Genomic DNA, 15,437 nt, shown 5'->3' on the forward strand with positions numbered 1-15,437 from the left:
TCGCAAAATACATCACCCGCTACTGACTGCTATCGTATTCTTTTTAGAAATTACTCATAAAGGAGCAGATATGGATTCTAACAAAGATGCTAAACAAGTGGTAAATACGTTTTTAAATAAAAGTAACCATAACCTTGTACAAGATTCGTCAAGCAATTTTCTTAACAAAAATGGTTTAAAACTCTTTTAAATACCCCAATCACTTTCAAATCTAAAAGCTCTTCATCTCGGAGTACAATATATTTCATCGGTAGATAACCGTTTCCTAAAAATCCGTTTACGATATTTTCAACTGCTTTTATTATTCATATCATGATTTAATATTATTACTAGAGATCCACTGCAACTGATGTTTTTTTTCTATTGGATTAGACTAAGCAGATATTTTCAGCAATATCTTTCTACAAAAAAAATCCATTTCCATGTTAAGCAATTTTTAAGTATATTTTAATTAAAATATTGAAAAAGGGTTTCGAACTAAATCGCCATTATGGGTGGATTCACAACCATATACATGAAGCAGTAATTGTTAGTGAACGCCGATATTAACACTAACAGCAGTAGGTACTAGACCCTTTTCTTAATTTAGATAGGATTTCTTAAAAACAATATGGCCGTTTAGAAATCATTTACAATATGAACTGAAAATCAAGGATTAAAAAATAAAAAGCAAAATAGTTTTGTATTCTTCAATTGCGCGCAATGATAAGTAATTCTATTTTACTTATTATACGGGAAACCGTAAAGGAGAAAATGGAGGAATACATTCGGCTTTATCGCTTATGCTTAACAGACCCTGCATAATTTATACTACCGATTGCAATTGCGCCTTTGTCTTTCGATTCGTTTCAGGAATCAAAATGATAATTACACCTTTTATATTAATTCAAAATCAATTACATTCATCGCTGATAAAAGTCTTTTTTATTTTTTGTAGTATATTAGCAAATACTAGATTTCTTATGCTAACCGTGATACAAATTTAAAATTCAGTCTGCCATTTTCGCCAAGCCTCAAACCATCTGTAATTTTACAAATACGACAAATACAAAATGAGAGTTTATAAAACCGGAATTATTCTGATTATTTTAAGTTGGATTGCTTGCCTAAATCCTTATTGGATAATATTTGGAGGACCAGTTTTTATAATTGGACTTTTGATAGTATGGCTCTCTAAAATCAAGCTAAAGACAAAATTACTAACGACCTTTTTACCACTGCTACTTTGGTATCCTGGAATGCTTGCATTCGTCTTTTTAGCCTCAAAGCATATGACACCAGAGACCTTTCTTATTCCTAAAGACTTTAGAGGTCAAATCACGCTAATTTATAATGAGCCTTGTGGACAGACTGTTCCAAAAGTAGACGGAAGACTGATTTACAAAATTCCAGATAATGGAGTTATGATACTCACAAACAAATTTGAGACTGGTATTATAGACCAAGAGTATTATTTTGTTGATAACAACTGGAACAAAATAGAAAAAATACCGGAACTTATACAGCAAGACTTTAACGAAGACTACACACTTGAAAAGAACAGAAATGAGCCTCCAAGAAATCAGGTCGGTATATTTTTACTTGGGACAGCTAGTGGATCCTCTGCAATGAATGAGAATTATGAGTTTCATATGATGGCAGTCACTTCCTGGGACAATTTTAGAGTTCAATACGATGGAGGTATTCCGGACAAATTAATCGACAGCTTATTATTCCAATGCAGGAAAAAATAACCATACAATATTTAATTGGTGTAGGACTTGCACTTTTGACAATTCCAATAGTTGAAGGGGCGCTTGCGGTACTTCCGAACATTGGTTGGCATTTTTTGACAGTTATGTATATTACGGTAATTACTTTGCAAATCACCTTTTACTACTTGACAACAAACTTCAAATTTGGCTGGACGGTTTTGAGTTTTATTTTGAACTTTATACTCTGGACATTTGAGCAGGTAATTATTGAGAAGACTTTTCGCGACTCCATTATTTACAATGGAGAGAACGGGAAACTTGGCGTATACATTCTTGGCGGACTACTTTGGGTAACAAATAAAATTCTTATTGATAAACTTTTTGACCTCAATAAATCCATTCACAAGCAGAGCAGTAGAATAAATGCATAGCGTATTTTTAAGATTTTGTTTTCTGCTGTTAAATTGTGCTATAGCAAGATTTCCTAATGCATAATGGCGACGCTCTCTATTGTACCAAACTTCAATTTATTCGAATAAGTCTGTCCTCATTTGTTCCTTCGACTCTCTTGATCCAATTTGTTGCCGCGGTTAAAATGCTTTCTACTTTGTCATGAATATCTGCAGTGGAGTTGCTACCTTTGAGTGTAGACTGTTTGCTCCTTACTTGTATATTAGGTGAAATTTTTGTCTATCGCCATCTTTTATAAACAATATTCGTAGGATATGAAAAATTATGTACCCAATAGTGTTGAACTAATTGATAAACATTTAGACCAGTTTTTCGATGAAAATGAAGACATTGTCGTCTTTGACGAAATTGAATCAGATGTCATTCATAGAGATGTGTATTTTGTAAAAGCAAATGAAGACAGGCCATACCATATTTTGTTAAGTTGTGGCATGAGCGCTTTGCCCATGAAAGTTCCTGAAGACATTGATTCCTCTCCTTATGCTGAGGTCATGATTTTGTTACCAAAAGAATGGAACTTAGACTATGACTCCTTTGAGGATGAACGTAATTATTGGCCAATTCGGTTGATGAAAGAAATAATGATTTTGCCTCATCCTGATGAAACCTGGCTAGGATTTGGCCATACCTTTGGTCATGAGGATGATGAAGAATTTGCGGAGAGAATTGGTTTTAATTCGGTGATGCTTGCAAATTCTATGGAGCTATCTGACGATTTCACACATATCGAACTTGATAGTGATGAGGTCGTGACCATTTTTACTTTAATTCCGCTTTACAAAGAGGAGCTCGAATTTAAGAAACAAAATGGCGCCACCGCTTTGTTGGAGCGCTTTGACCAATTTGGGGTTGAGGAAATCGTAAAAGTTGGCAGACCAAATATTTGTGCTTAAATATATTAGGAAGACCATTTGTATAAGATAATTACTGGAAATTATAGTATTTAAAACAATGTCTTTGCACCTAAATTTAGTTTTACTAAAACAAACTGTAGCATTAGCCTCTTATTTGGAGCCTACCATGCGCCTACTGTTTCTATAGACAAACTTTAGGAAAAAAGTAGACATTTCCCGAAACTGTAACAAAAAAAGGGGGAATAAAATGTAAAAATGCCACAAAAAAACCGCTTGGTGATCCCAAACGGTTCTATATATTTTAGAACACTGTTCTATTTCAGTTTTTCAATCTCTTTAATGGAAAGTCCGGTAGCCTCAGCAATTTGTTTTACTGATAAACCTATCTTTGTAAGTTTCAAAGCTGTCTCCATAGCTTTCTTATGCTCCCCCCGGGCTTCAGCACTTACAACTGCTTTTTTAGCTTCTTCCAATTGCTTTTCTAGTCCTCCCAATTGTTCCTCTAATCCTTCTTGATACATCCGCACTGCTTCAGCATCCCACTTGCGTTTTAAACTAATATCATACATAGTCCGTTCCTCCTTTGTCAATTTTGCGTAGCTGGCCAACTGAAAGAAGCGTTGAAATACTGCCGATTTCATGATCCGTGGCAAGGTCTTTAACGTTGACATATTCTTGAGCATAAAGAATACTTTGTCCAGTTCGTCTTCAACCTCAGCTTCGCTTTTAACAAAGTTAATCAATTCGAGGTAAATAAACCCAAATCCTTCATAGAAAATTTGTCCTGAATCTCTATGACACAGGCAGGTATCGTGAAAATAGGTTTTATGATCACCTCCCGGCATATGAAAACCGTCCATCAGGACAATGGTATAAACCTCAGGAATGGCATACCCCCAGGCTTTGCGGTTTCCTTTGGGTGCTGTGTCTGAAATAACCTTACTTGCATAATACAGCATACGTTGCTTCAGGTTGGTCTGTGTACTGGTCTGCATCTCGATGATGATCTCTTCTCCTGTACTGATCTGCACTACAAGATCAAAAATAACTTTCCCGATCTCTTCGGTCGCTCCGATACGCTCGGTATCCCGATAAGTAAGATCTGTGATGGTCTTACGACCACGAAAGATGATGTTTAGAAAGTTGATCAGGTTGACCTTGTCTCCGAATAACCGCTTGAATCCTTCATCGGTGGTCGGATCAATAAATACGGGTTCTGCATGTGCTAACATAATTTTAGGATTTATTTAAATAATCAATTACATAAATCAAATATGATAAAAACTAAAAATATTAGTCGGTTATTAAACGTTTGTAGTCGTTTGTAACCGTTTGTTGTCGGCTAGCACAACTTGGATCAATCTTTAAAGATACAATAGAAAAAAAAAGCCACATCTCACGATGTGGCTCTGACTAAACATATGCATTCTAACTTAACTTACTTATAAGAGTTAATGGATTGGGATACTTTCCAGTTGCCTCCATCATTGACCAATGTGATTAAGTCGGTCTTCGTAAAATTTTCAAATTGTTGGGTCACTTTTGCTACCATATAGTCACTGGATTGCTCAACGATTGTGGTGCTTGTTTTACAGTTCAACTGCTCTCCTTTTTGCTTTTTCAAGAATGAAATTACTTCCGATCGACTGTTGATCTTATTTGTTGATGCATGTACTTTCTGTTTAAAATCTGAAGTAAGCAACTGCTCTACTCCTGCCGATTGTCCCTCTGTCATAACCGCAACGTAATGATCAATGGCGAGATCTGCTGAAGATAGATTGACCACTGCTTTTTTAGAGTTATCTCGTACTGGTTTAGCTGCTGCCATCGTGAATGTTGATACTGCGATCAAGGCTGCTGCTGCGAATGTTTTTGTTAAAGTGTTCATAATGTCTTTATGTTATATTGTTAGTTTATTGTTCTTAGTTGTTGATTCAAAAGTAGGGTGTAAATCGTTCCTACCCTATGGCAATTAGACTAAACCAACTAAAAACTCGGTGAATGGTGGAAATGGCTAGGTGAATTTATTTTAAACTTTTTTATTTTTAGTTTAGTAATTGCTGAGATAGAATAGCTGAAATATGAAAAAAATAATTCATTTTATAAAATTAATATAAATCGCTGTTGAAGACACTGTAAACAAAATATTCAGCCATTCAAACTCTGTTAACATGCACTAGAACGGGGGATTTATCTTTCTTTCTTTACCTACACCTTAAAAAAATACTTTATTAGTGAGCTCAGCTTAAAGGAAGAAATTTTCTTTAAGCTGAGCCTTCTACATTCCTTTGTAATATCCCTTATTCTAGGGGTCTCTAAGCTGAACCATTATCTGTAATTTTGAAGAATAGATTACTGATTCTCCTATCCATATTGAAGTTGGTGTTAAAAAATATTTTCAACTTTAATGATAGTAACATCAAGCTTTGCAGCTATACGAAGTAAAAAAAACAGAGCGATTACATCATTTATAACAACGACACAAAACAGCAAGTAGCACAATAGGTTTACGTAAGCATCTATGTTAATGGACTGGTAAAAAAGAAAGCGAGAATCAAAAAAAGATACTATTTTTATACAACGAGGAATAAGATATGAACAGATATAATGACATCGACCCCACGATCATCCAAAAGGGAATTGCGTTGGCTAAACAAAAAATAGAAGCTCATTACAGTGATAAATTTACTTATGCACTCCCCGATTGGGCAATGTTAACGGGAAATCCAGAGGCGATCGCTGTCGTTCCAATATATGGAAATGAAGGCATTCTGGTCACAAAGCGACGTGTGGATTTTGAAGTTGATTTTAATGATGAACGCTCGATCATTTATTACACTAACCATCTGAACAATCAAATGAATGCTGATTTACCTCTATTGGGTTACTTGTTGTTTTACAAAAATATATTAATACTGCAAAAAGATCCAAGTTATGCTTTAGATTTGAGTGACTTCGAGTCGGCTGAAATCATCAGTTACAACAGGAATAATATCAGCACAGATTTTTCTCTTATTATATTTAATAAAGATCTGGAATTGGTGGCTACTACCACAGATTTACAAGATTAATCTACAGTGGAAGGGATACTTTTCTGGAAAGTTATCAGGCAACATAGCTGAGGATAATAACAAACAAAGCCACATCTCTCGATGTGGCTTTTACTAAACATATGAAATTTACTTAACTTACTTATACGAGTTGATAGATTGAGATACTATCCAGTTGCCACCATCATTGATCAAGGTGATTAAGTCGGTCTTGGTAAACCCTTCAAATTGTTGGGTTACTTTTGCTACCATATAGTCACTGGATTGCTCAACTATGGTAGTGCTTGTTTTACAATTTAACTGCTCGCCTTTTTGCTTTTTCAAGAATGAGATAACTTCTGAACGGCTATTGGTTTTATCTGCTGATGCATGTACTTTCTGACTGAAGTCTGGTGTAAACAATTGCTCTACTCCTGCCGATTGACCTTCAGTCATAACGGCTACGTAATGGTCAATAGCGAGATCTGCTGTGGATAGATTGACGACCGCTTTTTTAGAGTTATCTCCTACTGGTTTAGCTGCTGCCATAGTGAATGTTGATACTGCGATCAAGGCTATTGCTGCGAATGTTTTTGCTAAAGTTTTCATAATGTCGTTATTTTATATTGTTATTAAGTTGCATCAGCCCCACATCCACCAACTCAAACCCTGATGCCTGCTTTGCCGTTCTATTTGTTTGTTGATTCAAAAGTAGGGCGTAAATCGTCCCTACCCTATGGCAATTAGACTAAACCAACTAAAACCTCGGTGAATAGTGGAAATGGCTAGGTGAAGGCATTAAACCTTTTAATTTAGTAAGTATTGAGATTAAAAGTAGAATCTATCGAAACCAAATTATCTCTTGAAACATTCAGTAATATTGAGAAATGGAATTCAAATTGTAATTAGTAAATTCGTATAGAACACAAACATGTTAATGGCTAGTCATTAAAGTTGAAAGACCTAAAGCAATATGATAAATGATTTCAAAATATTAGATGAATCTCCAGAATATAAGCTAGGATATATTTATGAGGATATAATTTTAGTCAATAAAGGAGAAAAGACAGCTATATGCATTGGAGATATGTATGGAAACCCATATTGTGGATTGATCGTAAACAAAGTATGTATAATTGGAGGTGATCATCTTTTAATTTGGGATAATCATCAAATAACTAAATTGGACATGGTAAGTGATATTGTTCAGATGCGCATTAAGAATGATGATATGATCGAGTTTTTAATTGACCCTTGGTCCAACCAGGCATCAGTCTGGCAATTGAACCTAAAAGATAGGATACCCTATAAAATAAGCGATTTTGAAAATCTTAGAAATATGCCATATAAGGAAGAATACGCCTGGTGAAAGAATAGATTAAAAAAAACAATAAATGGAACCAATATTTAGGTGTGCAACTGAAAAAGCAATTGACGAGCTAGCACAAGAGCTCAACCTACCAAATGAGGAATGGATGCAGGATTGGCCTATTGAAGTCACCAACCCCTCCGATATTGATAGATATCTTGATCACTATAAGACATTAACTGATGATGACAAGAAGTTTTTGTTAATGGAAGGAATAATAGATGCAACAGAATACCAACCTACAGAAACGTTATTTATTAAAAATTGTGATAAAGTAAAATTGCTTTTGGAAAAGGATTTTCACATTCATGCATACACAATTTATCAATGGGCTTGCTTTGATATAGCAGACATAGAAGAATGGTGGAAAATAACTCCAATAATTAGAAAAATTTGGCAAGACAATCATAAGCGAATATGAAACTAAAATATCTATTTACACAATTTATCATGTTGATAGCTGTAGTCAATATGGGTTATGGCCAGACCAATGATACAACACAAAAAGCTTTTAATTTTGCTTCTGAAATATTGACACATGGTGAGTATATAGCGTATCGATATAATGTGCCAGACCCTAACGAAGAGCAAATGGCAATTATGATTAAAATGCAGGCAAGCTTAGCGATGCATAAGGATTGGGTAAAGGAGGTATTGCAAAATCTGAAACCTGGAGATCCAATGCCTTATCATGAAAATCTCGGTATCACAAAGGATGAATATAGTAAGATGTTAACATCATTAGATGACGTAAAACTTATCAAAACAGATTCAACAGCAATTGATATCATAAATACTAAAGAAAATATTACAGTTAATTCGTTAGAAAAATTTTCCTTTGTTGATGGTATAAAAATAGATTTGATAAAAAAAAAGATTTATTTTAATGACATGGAATTAAAATATAATTCACATATATTAAGGGATAAAAATGATAGTAATCTTCCCGAAGCCTGGCATGGTTTCTCTTGGCTGTTTGAGGAAGTGCCTGTGTCGGGTCTGGAAAATTTGGATATGAATAAACCATTTGATGCTAAACTGATAAAATTGACCATCGGACACTTAGTTGAATCGAAAAGTATTTTCATATACTTAACTCTTAAAATAATTGAAGAAGGCCAGTACAAAGCAAAAGAAGACCTTTCATTAATACTGACTAAGAAATAATAACGATGACTAAAGTATATAAACAATTTATCATTGAAGTCATCAATGAATCGGATTATGAAGATGATTCATCAGATAATATATTTAGATATTGTAAAATTTACTCAGGGAATGACTCCACTTACCATATAACATCAAGACATGGTATCAAAGTTTATCATGAGGATCAAGCTATCTACAGTTGCATAATTAAAGGTTCACAAGGTGCTACTGGTGTTAATGAAAATTCTTATATCATAGACGAAGATCAACTCGTAATATGCTGCAGTGATACAATATTTTGTTTATCATTACCTAATCTCGACTTGATGTGGAAAATGCAGGCTGACCCAATCACTTGTTTTCAAATTTTCAAACAAAATGACTTCTATCTCGTTGATGGTGAAACTCAAGTAACAAAGCTTAATAAAAACGGAAAGATAATTTGGCAATTTGAAGGTGCTGATATATTTGTTTCCCTTGATGATGAATCATTTAGGATTGAAAACGACAGTATACTATTGATGGACTTCTCTAATAGAAAATATAAAATCGATTTTGATGGTAAAATAATAGAAGGAACCAAATAACTTTGATAAATGGAAAGTTCTATTTTATAATCAAGCAATATTAAATTAAAGAATGCATTCAGCTACTAAAAACAATTATGTGTCAACAATATTAAAAGAATATGAGCAATTTTTAAGAACCAATTTCAAAGAGCTTAGGCTTAGAACACCTTTGTTCTATAGGTGGGATTTCGGACTTCGCTTTGACCTGCAAACTGAGGAAACAGGTACAAACGAATACTTTCAAGAGGTAACAAAACGTGCTTCAACAATTTTTCATTCTGTATTTGCCAGTTCTGATAAAGTATTTTTAGTTTATATGGACTATAAATATAAACGACAGAAAATAAGATTATTAAACTTTACATTTAAGCAAATCGAGAATCTGCAGCAGACTGAGATTAGTTATACAAAAGAGAAACGGCTCTATGAACCAAGTGACAAATTTGAGGTAAGAAACATAGCTATTGTTAAACTGACTGCCGACCGAATACATCATCAAAATATACTAACAGCAATTGGAAACACCGATTTTCCTCCAAGAAAACCAAGACTAGACAACAACTCAATTCTCACAAACAAAGAGGTTTATTTTATCAACATTGACAAAAAACTAATCTTTCATATGTATGACGACAGAGGCCTTGACCTGATATCAGCTGATAAAGAATCATTAAGGTCTATCTATGAAAAATATAATGACTGGATACTTGATAATGACAGAGAAAAGATTCAGAAACAGTTTGAATAAATGGAATCTCTATAATTACTTTACCAATGCTGAAAAGGCCTGCTTGAAGAAGAAAAGAAAACCTGATATTATTTATATCTTTAAAAGGAAGATTATAACCAATTTAAAGAAATGGATGATTTACAGGACAAAGTTTGGTATGCGTGCTATGGTTCTAACCTTTTGGAAGAGCGTTTTCTTTGCTACATAACAGGTGGACAACCGGCAGGTACAAAAACGGTATATGGTGGATATCTTGATAAAACAATACCCTCTGAAAGTGAAGACATGTATATTAACTCTGAGCTTTATTTTGCTAGAGCTTCTAAGAATTGGGATAATGGTGGTGTTGCTTTTATCAGAACGACTTTTAGTCCTACTATAAAAACAATGGGAAGGATCTATCTGATAACAAAGGGTCAATTGATTGATATAGCTAAGCAGGAAACGAACACGGTATCTGGTCTTAAAATGGATTTTAATAAGGCTATCCAGGACGGTTCTTATATATTTAAAGAAAAGTCTTGGTATGGTTATCTGTTATATATAGGACAACAGAACAATTATCCAATATTCACCTTAACAAATGAAAGTGATAACCAGATGGAAACTAAACCTAGTGCTGACTATCTAAAGACTATATGCCAGGGTATAAAACAAACGCATGGATTTGATGATTTTACAATCTCAGATTACTTAAAAAATAAGCGCGGGATAATAGGAAACTACACCGATGAGCAATTGATGCAAATCATAACTGAACAATAGAGCAAAACAAAAACTTACATTATCGACTATGAAATACACCATCACATGCATTCTTCTACTTATTACAACTCTAATATTTGGACAACAAATAACGTATTCAAATTGGAAAAAAGAAGCAAAAACTGAAATACGTCTTCTACCTAAATATGGAAATGCTGTCAAGACTAAAGAGCAAAAAACATCCGACCAGGAACTTATAAAGGCATATTTAGAAAAAGCTGGAACGAATCGCAAAGCTTCTGATCTTTTGGTTAAACAGGGCTTTGATTATTTATATAAGCAGGACTTAAAAACAGCTATGTATAGGTTTAATCAAGCCTGGCTTCTCGACTCGACAAATGCAGATGTGTTCTGGGGATTCGGTGCTATTTATTTTTCATTCGAGGATTTTGAAAGTGCAATGCAGCAGTACGACGAAGGTTTGAAATTAAATGCTAACAGTTCTAACATTCTGACCGACAAGGCAACTGTTTATATGACAAGGTTTATGGAAAATCATGGTGATAAAGATTTCAATCTGGCTATAAATAACTTTAAAAAATCTTATTCTATTGATCCCAAAAACCAAAATACCCTTTTTAAAATGTCAGTATGCTACTTTGTAAAAAAGGACTGTGAGAATGCTTGGAAGTATTACAATGAATGTAAAAAACTTGGCGGCAAACCAATAACAAAGGAATATACAGAGGCTTTAACACAAGGTTGTAAGAAATAAACGCCTGCTGATCATACCATATAATTATAGATCCTATAACAATTATTAAAACAAATATTTAAACTTTTTTAATAAAGACACTTTGTTGTCTAACCTTATCCGTAACTCTTCTTCGCTAATATTAAAGCCATCATTAGGGTCATACAATTCTTCTGGATTATATTCGTCAATATCAAGAAAAATTGAATCCATAATACTGTTGACTTCATCATCGAAAGATGAGGTCAACCAATAGTTATCTTCTCTTCTAGTTTGAAGAAAATACTCCAAAAAACATGAAACTGTAATTTCATTACATAAAAACACATCAATAAGATAAATATATTTTTGTAAATTTATTTTATCTAATAATTTTATATAATTTACCATAAAAATCCTTTTGTTAAAATCCCTTGAATTTGCGCGGGACTTAAAGCGGCTCCGCTAATAAAATGCCCTGATGGAGATGCCATAACATTCAATCCGGTTTGTGGATTTAAATAAAATGTTACAAGATTATTTGCATTCCTATATGTCCCCTGAATTATTTGTGTTCCTGACGCGTTAATATGTTTCAAATTAAAATCATCAGAGAATTTTTCGAATATCTTTTGTGCACTATTAATTTTGTTCATTGATTACAAATTAGGCTTTCTATTAAATCTATTAATAAACTTGGAATTTAATCATATTTATTAGATTCGAGAAAATAAATTAAGTATCCTTAAAAGGAGTATGGCTAGCAAAATGTGCCAAAACTGCTTAATTTGAGATTTCCAACTTTCTTAGCTGATGAATTGCTTCCTGTAAAATAGTAGAAATAACAATATACTCAAGCCTATTTTAACGAGCATCCAAGTTTCCAAGTCTTGGTTAGTTGCATACCATCCTAAAGCAAACTCTAAACTAAAAACACAAAATAAGATCAGTAGTCTAGTCCACTTACTTTGTCGAAAAGACAATCTTACAGGAAGAAACAATAACCCTACTTCAAGTATAGGAAGAGAAAGCAACATAAATACCGCCAAGAAAAACCCTTCAACGTTAACCCTTCCAAAATCCCATTTGGAATTACCATCTAAAAAAAGATAGATATAAAAAATTACCCATTTCACCGCGATATATCCACCAAATTTTGCAAATGCTCCCATATTGTTATATATGTTATTATGGTAATCTAATATAAAACTAAACTATCATCAATAGCTAGATTTTTTGTAATATTGGGTTCAACACATCATAATCTGGCCAATCACCAAAACCTTTAAATTTCAGATTTTGACTCCACGAAACCATGGCTCTACATTCAAAACAGATTTTAGCGATTCCGATACACTTTTTGTCTTTATAAAAAACTAGGATATCACGAAACTCTTGTATGCATGAGGTATCGAGATAATGCTTTCGAACTTTTGAAAAAAATAAAGAATCTATAGGTCTATAAAGTGACTTATCGATTGAGCGACTTGAATATCCTATTTCTTTCAATCTAGGTAGCAAAGAAATATCAACTTGACTATCTTGCAGTACAGACAGCAAAAGGTTATCTTTCTCAATTTTATTTGGCTTATCCTCCAATTCGCTTATTTTATAAAGATCAATTGCAATCGAATAATGCTCTAATGAATCAAAATTTGAGAATACTAAAGGTGATCTTTCTTCAGTGTTAGATTCGCTATTATTTATACAGCTCTGTAGGTAAATAATACTAAATATACTGCAGGCTATAAAAAGAGATGCTATTTTCATATTTATCATTCTCATGTCTATAAACAATAATTGCTGTTATTCTAATTTTCAAAAACTAAACCTCTTTTTATCGGAGAGAGTCGTTTCAAACTTATAGTTGCTAGTGGAAACAATCATTATCTATAATATTTTGACCAAGACTCGAAATATGGTTGTAATTTCTCACTTAAATTCATTTTTACAAATTCTCTCTTAACACCCTCCTCAGTATAGAGAATTTCAAGAATTCCAACATGTACTATATTTAATATTTCACAATTATCACTTTGACCTAAAAAATTAATGCATTCAAATGATTTTTTCACAAAAACACTGTTCTTGTCTTCTATTATTTTACCGCCTAGAAAGATTGAAAACTCGTTCATAAACAAATAAGTACTAAAATCTGAGCTATTTTCTGATGTATAGTTTTTAGCGTAAACTGAGCCTCCTTGCGAGTCTAAAACACTTTTATATTCGGGCAATTTTTCATATAATACACTAATTAATGTATTAAAAATGTATCTATCAATTTCTTTCAAAAGTCTTATCATAACATTTAAAATTAGTAATTCATCTCAGAATGCTATACTTTTAAAATATAATTTTTTGGGGAGGATGTCACCTCATATTGAGAATTCGTAATTTATCACTAAGATCCACCTTTTGCCTCCATTCTGCTTCTTCTTTGCAACTAACATTTAACAAATCGACCTCTTTTCTAGCCGCCTTTAAAATTATATATTCATATTTATAATTGTAGGGAGACCAGCGTCTATACTGCTCTGCTAATGGATCAATCCCATTCCACCTGCCGATCTCTGCATCATAGGATCTAGCTCCGTAATCGTATTGTCGTGCTTTTTCATTAAATTACATACCTTTCATATAATCGGAAAATATTTTTGAATGTCCATACATTTTTTTCAATTTGATTTTTTTCGCGCCTAAATACTCAAGAGCTCTTTCTTTGTTAAAAGGGCCTTCACAATATTTATTAATGCTCTTTTCACAATCAACAACGCACGTATCCAAATGAAAACTTAAAGATTTATTTATGAACCAATAATTTGTATCTGCGGTAAATTTATTAAAAGTTTCTACAGCTATTACGTTGTTATTTACAGCAGCACCTAGGACATGTACATGATACTTACCTGTCGAGTCATAATGTAGATCGTAACTTGGCACAATATATATACCTGCAAAGCAACCACTATTATCCTTCTCCTTACAATAAACCACCACGTCATCTTCTTCTCTATCGCCTTTCATGATGTGAAATCCATTGCCTAAATTATTCTTCTCACTATTTGTACACGAGAACAATGTCATAAAAATAAGAGTTGTTATAAATATCTTCATCTTATCAAAATTTTGATTCACCTACTTTAGGATACTGTGGTCTAAAAATTCGTTTCTCGTTTAATGTCCCTGTACCATAATAATATGTCCTAAAGCCCATTCCATCTGCCAATCCCGTTCTGGCTCGCTCGACTTGGATTAAAGTATTTCGAACTTTACCACCTCCCGAATTCCAATCATAATCGGTAGCTTCATTATTGACTCTAAAAAGTAGACAATGCCAGTGCACAACTGGGGCTTGACTATATCCCAACTTTATATGAAATTTGGAGATAGGCTCAAACTGAAACGAGGTTTTTAAGTTTTTAATCAAATGGCACAGTTCGAGTTACACTCCTAGCCATTAAATAAATCTTGATCGCTCGTATTTTTATCAATTTTCTACTTTTAAAATGTTCAGTTTTTTGGGAGGAGGTTTCTCCTTTACATTATTAAGCGCTCACTTCTAATATAACACTTCCTTATCTCTATTTCCGACATTCTGTAAACAACACTAATAATCAGAAAGCAACTTTACATGCAAAAAATAGTCTTTCATTAACCTTTTGTTCAATTTCCAAACGTTATTAATCCAATTTTGAATAAATTACATTTCCTAAGTGTTTAAAAGTTTCAACTCCATTATTTTTATTGAATACCTTTGTTTCTACTGTATTACCGTCCGAATTTGGCATAGAAATAATATAATCATTATTAAAGATCAGTTTTATTCCAAAAGGTTCTACATTATGCTCGATGAAAAGTAATTCTATATCAATAATTTCAGAACCAATAATATTCTCAAACATTTCACATTTTGTTACATTATAATATTCTTTATCAATTATAAAATTATCATCTTCTCCTTTCATCCACATCTTTATTCTTTGATTATAATCTCCACCATCATATTCGTTTTGAGGTAATGATTGATATAAAATATGAGGAAACCACAATTCATCTTTATCAACACTGATAACACATAATTTGTTATTGTTACTCTGGAAAATAAAACCAAATGAAACATCAATATCACTTAGT

22 protein-coding genes are annotated in these 15,437 nt (G+C 33.1%); 11 read left to right on the forward strand and 11 right to left on the reverse strand.

Features of this window, described 5'->3' with window-relative positions:
- Positions 1-1,271 precede the first annotated feature (1,271 nt).
- The 3 genes from WH188_RS16270 (at position 1,272) to WH188_RS16280 (ending at position 3,058) form a co-directional block, all read left to right on the forward strand.
- The gene (locus WH188_RS16270) at positions 1,272-1,733 is read left to right on the forward strand and encodes a DUF6843 domain-containing protein (RefSeq protein ID WP_339424381.1); all 462 of its coding nucleotides are present in this window, start codon (positions 1,272-1,274) and stop codon (positions 1,731-1,733) included.
- The gene (locus tag WH188_RS16275; RefSeq protein WP_339424382.1) at positions 1,718-2,125 is read left to right on the forward strand and encodes a hypothetical protein; all 408 of its coding nucleotides are present in this window, start codon (positions 1,718-1,720) and stop codon (positions 2,123-2,125) included. Before WH188_RS16270 ends, WH188_RS16275 begins: the two co-directional genes overlap by 16 nt.
- Before the next feature lie 294 nt (positions 2,126-2,419).
- Positions 2,420-3,058 (forward strand): suppressor of fused domain protein, encoded by a 639-nt coding sequence (locus tag WH188_RS16280; protein ID WP_339424383.1) that lies wholly within the window; start codon positions 2,420-2,422, stop codon positions 3,056-3,058.
- A 275-nt stretch (positions 3,059-3,333) separates the two neighbouring features.
- Here WH188_RS16280 and WH188_RS16285 read toward each other — a convergent pair whose 3' ends face one another.
- Together WH188_RS16285 and WH188_RS16290 are read right to left on the reverse strand one after the other, a co-directional pair.
- Positions 3,334-4,251, reverse strand: a complete 918-nt coding sequence (locus tag WH188_RS16285; RefSeq protein WP_339424384.1) for an Rpn family recombination-promoting nuclease/putative transposase — start codon at positions 4,249-4,251, stop codon at positions 3,334-3,336.
- A 206-nt stretch (positions 4,252-4,457) separates the two neighbouring features.
- The gene (locus tag WH188_RS16290; RefSeq protein ID WP_339424385.1) at positions 4,458-4,907 is read right to left on the reverse strand and encodes a nuclear transport factor 2 family protein; all 450 of its coding nucleotides are present in this window, start codon (positions 4,905-4,907) and stop codon (positions 4,458-4,460) included.
- Positions 4,908-5,613: 706 nt separating this feature from the next.
- Between WH188_RS16290 and WH188_RS16295 the strand changes: the two genes are divergently transcribed.
- Positions 5,614-6,090: a hypothetical protein gene (locus WH188_RS16295; protein WP_339424386.1), complete on the forward strand. Its 477-nt coding sequence runs from the start codon at positions 5,614-5,616 to the stop codon at positions 6,088-6,090.
- A gap of 117 nt (positions 6,091-6,207) precedes the next feature.
- On the opposite strand, the gene WH188_RS16300 is transcribed toward WH188_RS16295, so the two are convergent.
- Positions 6,208-6,657: a nuclear transport factor 2 family protein gene (locus WH188_RS16300; protein ID WP_339424387.1), complete on the reverse strand. Its 450-nt coding sequence runs from the start codon at positions 6,655-6,657 to the stop codon at positions 6,208-6,210.
- A gap of 364 nt (positions 6,658-7,021) precedes the next feature.
- Here WH188_RS16300 and WH188_RS16305 point away from each other — a divergent pair, with 364 nt between their 5' ends.
- The 7 genes from WH188_RS16305 (at position 7,022) to WH188_RS16335 (ending at position 11,345) form a co-directional block, all read left to right on the forward strand.
- The gene (locus WH188_RS16305) at positions 7,022-7,417 is read left to right on the forward strand and encodes a hypothetical protein (RefSeq protein ID WP_339424388.1); all 396 of its coding nucleotides are present in this window, start codon (positions 7,022-7,024) and stop codon (positions 7,415-7,417) included.
- A 25-nt stretch (positions 7,418-7,442) separates the two neighbouring features.
- Positions 7,443-7,838 (forward strand): hypothetical protein, encoded by a 396-nt coding sequence (locus WH188_RS16310; protein WP_339424389.1) that lies wholly within the window; start codon positions 7,443-7,445, stop codon positions 7,836-7,838.
- Positions 7,835-8,584: a hypothetical protein gene (locus WH188_RS16315; RefSeq protein WP_339424390.1), complete on the forward strand. Its 750-nt coding sequence runs from the start codon at positions 7,835-7,837 to the stop codon at positions 8,582-8,584. The genes WH188_RS16310 and WH188_RS16315 overlap by 4 nt, the downstream gene beginning before the upstream one ends.
- Before the next feature lie 5 nt (positions 8,585-8,589).
- Positions 8,590-9,153, forward strand: coding sequence for a hypothetical protein (locus WH188_RS16320; RefSeq protein WP_339424391.1), 564 nt, complete (start codon positions 8,590-8,592; stop codon positions 9,151-9,153).
- 79 nt (positions 9,154-9,232) lie between these two features.
- A complete protein-coding gene (locus WH188_RS16325; RefSeq protein ID WP_339424392.1) occupies positions 9,233-9,883 on the forward strand; it encodes a DUF3885 domain-containing protein in 651 nt (216 codons plus the stop codon).
- Between the two features lie 111 nt (positions 9,884-9,994).
- Positions 9,995-10,630 carry a hypothetical protein gene (locus tag WH188_RS16330; RefSeq protein ID WP_339424393.1) on the forward strand — a complete coding sequence of 212 codons (636 nt, stop codon included), beginning with the start codon at positions 9,995-9,997 and terminating at the stop codon, positions 10,628-10,630.
- Positions 10,631-10,658: 28 nt separating this feature from the next.
- Complete coding sequence (locus tag WH188_RS16335) at positions 10,659-11,345, forward strand: tetratricopeptide repeat protein (RefSeq protein ID WP_339424394.1); 687 nt, start codon at positions 10,659-10,661, stop codon at positions 11,343-11,345.
- 45 nt (positions 11,346-11,390) lie between these two features.
- On the opposite strand, the gene WH188_RS16340 is transcribed toward WH188_RS16335, so the two are convergent.
- From WH188_RS16340 to WH188_RS16375, 8 genes are all read right to left on the reverse strand, one after another.
- Positions 11,391-11,714 carry a colicin immunity domain-containing protein gene (locus tag WH188_RS16340; RefSeq protein WP_339424395.1) on the reverse strand — a complete coding sequence of 108 codons (324 nt, stop codon included), beginning with the start codon at positions 11,712-11,714 and terminating at the stop codon, positions 11,391-11,393.
- Positions 11,708-11,959: a colicin D domain-containing protein gene (locus WH188_RS16345; RefSeq protein ID WP_339424396.1), complete on the reverse strand. Its 252-nt coding sequence runs from the start codon at positions 11,957-11,959 to the stop codon at positions 11,708-11,710. Before WH188_RS16345 ends, WH188_RS16340 begins: the two co-directional genes overlap by 7 nt.
- A 150-nt stretch (positions 11,960-12,109) precedes the next feature.
- Positions 12,110-12,475, reverse strand: a complete 366-nt coding sequence (locus WH188_RS16350; protein ID WP_339424397.1) for a hypothetical protein — start codon at positions 12,473-12,475, stop codon at positions 12,110-12,112.
- Between the two features lie 55 nt (positions 12,476-12,530).
- Positions 12,531-13,073 carry a hypothetical protein gene (locus tag WH188_RS16355; RefSeq protein WP_339424398.1) on the reverse strand — a complete coding sequence of 181 codons (543 nt, stop codon included), beginning with the start codon at positions 13,071-13,073 and terminating at the stop codon, positions 12,531-12,533.
- Positions 13,074-13,189: 116 nt separating this feature from the next.
- Positions 13,190-13,606: a hypothetical protein gene (locus WH188_RS16360; RefSeq protein ID WP_339424399.1), complete on the reverse strand. Its 417-nt coding sequence runs from the start codon at positions 13,604-13,606 to the stop codon at positions 13,190-13,192.
- Positions 13,607-13,925: 319 nt separating this feature from the next.
- Positions 13,926-14,417 (reverse strand): hypothetical protein, encoded by a 492-nt coding sequence (locus tag WH188_RS16365; protein ID WP_339424400.1) that lies wholly within the window; start codon positions 14,415-14,417, stop codon positions 13,926-13,928.
- Positions 14,418-14,421: 4 nt separating this feature from the next.
- Positions 14,422-14,670, reverse strand: a complete 249-nt coding sequence (locus WH188_RS16370; protein WP_339424401.1) for a hypothetical protein — start codon at positions 14,668-14,670, stop codon at positions 14,422-14,424.
- Between the two features lie 313 nt (positions 14,671-14,983).
- Positions 14,984-15,437 (reverse strand): hypothetical protein (locus WH188_RS16375; RefSeq protein WP_339424402.1); only part of this gene is annotated, 454 nt, incomplete at its 5' end.

Origin of the sequence: Sphingobacterium sp. MYb388, from assembly GCF_037479535.1 — a bacterium.
GTDB classification, from domain to species: Bacteria; Bacteroidota; Bacteroidia; order Sphingobacteriales; family Sphingobacteriaceae; genus Sphingobacterium; species Sphingobacterium anhuiense.

Bases quoted from the DNA above. Each gene is read 5' to 3' on its own strand.
- WH188_RS16365 (WP_339424400.1), bottom strand. From the start codon at position 14,417: ATGAAGATATTTATAACAACTCTTATTTTTATGACATTGTTCTCGTGT.
- WH188_RS16275 (WP_339424382.1), top strand. From the start codon at position 1,718: ATGCAGGAAAAAATAACCATACAATATTTAATTGGTGTAGGACTTGCA.
- WH188_RS16310 (WP_339424389.1), top strand. From the start codon at position 7,443: ATGGAACCAATATTTAGGTGTGCAACTGAAAAAGCAATTGACGAGCTA.
- WH188_RS16335 (WP_339424394.1), top strand. From the start codon at position 10,659: ATGAAATACACCATCACATGCATTCTTCTACTTATTACAACTCTAATA.
- WH188_RS16345 (WP_339424396.1), bottom strand. From the start codon at position 11,959: ATGAACAAAATTAATAGTGCACAAAAGATATTCGAAAAATTCTCTGAT.
- WH188_RS16350 (WP_339424397.1), bottom strand. From the start codon at position 12,475: ATGGGAGCATTTGCAAAATTTGGTGGATATATCGCGGTGAAATGGGTA.
- WH188_RS16285 (WP_339424384.1), bottom strand. From the start codon at position 4,251: ATGTTAGCACATGCAGAACCCGTATTTATTGATCCGACCACCGATGAA.
- WH188_RS16340 (WP_339424395.1), bottom strand. From the start codon at position 11,714: ATGGTAAATTATATAAAATTATTAGATAAAATAAATTTACAAAAATAT.
- WH188_RS16270 (WP_339424381.1), top strand. From the start codon at position 1,272: ATGACACCAGAGACCTTTCTTATTCCTAAAGACTTTAGAGGTCAAATC.
- WH188_RS16295 (WP_339424386.1), top strand. From the start codon at position 5,614: ATGAACAGATATAATGACATCGACCCCACGATCATCCAAAAGGGAATT.
- WH188_RS16330 (WP_339424393.1), top strand. From the start codon at position 9,995: ATGGATGATTTACAGGACAAAGTTTGGTATGCGTGCTATGGTTCTAAC.
- WH188_RS16320 (WP_339424391.1), top strand. From the start codon at position 8,590: ATGACTAAAGTATATAAACAATTTATCATTGAAGTCATCAATGAATCG.
- WH188_RS16290 (WP_339424385.1), bottom strand. From the start codon at position 4,907: ATGAACACTTTAACAAAAACATTCGCAGCAGCAGCCTTGATCGCAGTA.
- WH188_RS16355 (WP_339424398.1), bottom strand. From the start codon at position 13,073: ATGAAAATAGCATCTCTTTTTATAGCCTGCAGTATATTTAGTATTATT.
- WH188_RS16300 (WP_339424387.1), bottom strand. From the start codon at position 6,657: ATGAAAACTTTAGCAAAAACATTCGCAGCAATAGCCTTGATCGCAGTA.
- WH188_RS16305 (WP_339424388.1), top strand. From the start codon at position 7,022: ATGATAAATGATTTCAAAATATTAGATGAATCTCCAGAATATAAGCTA.
- WH188_RS16280 (WP_339424383.1), top strand. From the start codon at position 2,420: ATGAAAAATTATGTACCCAATAGTGTTGAACTAATTGATAAACATTTA.
- WH188_RS16360 (WP_339424399.1), bottom strand. From the start codon at position 13,606: ATGATAAGACTTTTGAAAGAAATTGATAGATACATTTTTAATACATTA.
- WH188_RS16315 (WP_339424390.1), top strand. From the start codon at position 7,835: ATGAAACTAAAATATCTATTTACACAATTTATCATGTTGATAGCTGTA.